This window comes from Pseudescherichia vulneris NBRC 102420 (assembly GCF_000759795.1).
Classification (GTDB): Bacteria; Pseudomonadota; Gammaproteobacteria; order Enterobacterales; family Enterobacteriaceae; genus Pseudescherichia; species Pseudescherichia vulneris.
In genome coordinates this window covers 1-1,486 of record NZ_BBMZ01000045.1, presented here as the reverse complement: position 1 = coordinate 1,486, position 1,486 = coordinate 1, and the positions used below count along the sequence as shown (strand labels likewise).

Annotated in this window: 1 rRNA gene; it reads left to right on the top strand. The window is 53.0% G+C overall.

Annotated elements, in window-relative coordinates:
* Positions 1 to 15 precede the first annotated feature (15 nt).
* Positions 16 to 1,486 (top strand): 23S ribosomal RNA (locus EV102420_RS20705); the annotation flags it as partial.

Below are 1,486 nucleotides of genomic sequence, written 5' to 3'. Positions count from 1 at the left end.
ATCTTCGGGTTGTGAGGTTAAGCGACTAAGCGTACACGGTGGATGCCCTGGCAGTCAGAGGCGATGAAGGACGTGCTAATCTGCGATAAGCGTCGGTAAGGTGATATGAACCGTTATACCCGACGATTTCCGAATGGGGAAACCCAGTGTGTTTCGACACACTATCATTACGTGAATACATAGCGTAATGAAGCGAACCGGGGGAACTGAAACATCTAAGTACCCCGAGGAAAAGAAATCAACCGAGATTCCCCCAGTAGCGGCGAGCGAACGGGGAACAGCCCAGAGTCTGAATCAGCGTGTGTGTTAGTGGAAGCGTCTGGAAAGTCGCACGATACAGGGTGAAAGTCCCGTACACAAAAATGCACACGCTGTGAACTCGAAGAGTAGGGCGGGACACGTGGTATCCTGTCTGAATATGGGGGGACCATCCTCCAAGGCTAAATACTCCTGACTGACCGATAGTGAACCAGTACCGTGAGGGAAAGGCGAAAAGAACCCCGGCGAGGGGAGTGAAACAGAACCTGAAACCGTGTACGTACAAGCAGTGGGAGCCTCTTTATGGGGTGACTGCGTACCTTTTGTATAATGGGTCAGCGACTTATATTCTGTAGCAAGGTTAACCGTATAGGGGAGCCGAAGGGAAACCGAGTCTTAACTGGGCGTTAAGTTGCAGGGTATAGACCCGAAACCCGGTGATCTAGCCATGGGCAGGTTGAAGGTTGGGTAACACTAACTGGAGGACCGAACCGACTAATGTTGAAAAATTAGCGGATGACCTGTGGCTGGGGGTGAAAGGCCAATCAAACCGGGAGATAGCTGGTTCTCCCCGAAAGCTATTTAGGTAGCGCCTCGTGAACTCATCTTCGGGGGTAGAGCACTGTTTCGGCTAGGGGGCCATCCCGGCTTACCAACCCGATGCAAACTGCGAATACCGAAGAATGTTATCACGGGAGACACACGGCGGGTGCTAACGTCCGTCGTGAAGAGGGAAACAACCCAGACCGCCAGCTAAGGTCCCAAAGTCATGGTTAAGTGGGAAACGATGTGGGAAGGCACAGACAGCCAGGATGTTGGCTTAGAAGCAGCCATCATTTAAAGAAAGCGTAATAGCTCACTGGTCGAGTCGGCCTGCGCGGAAGATGTAACGGGGCTAAACCATGCACCGAAGCTGCGGCAGCGACGCTTATGCGTTGTTGGGTAGGGGAGCGTTCTGTAAGCCGTTGAAGGTGTGCTGTGAGGCATGCTGGAGGTATCAGAAGTGCGAATGCTGACATAAGTAACGATAAAGCGGGTGAAAAACCCGCTCGCCGGAAGACCAAGGGTTCCTGTCCAACGTTAATCGGGGCAGGGTGAGTCGACCCCTAAGGCGAGGCCGAAAGGCGTAGTCGATGGGAAACAGGTTAATATTCCTGTACTTGGTGTTACTGCGAAGGGGGGACGGAGAAGGCTATGTTGGCCGGGCGACGGTTGTCCCGGTTTAAGC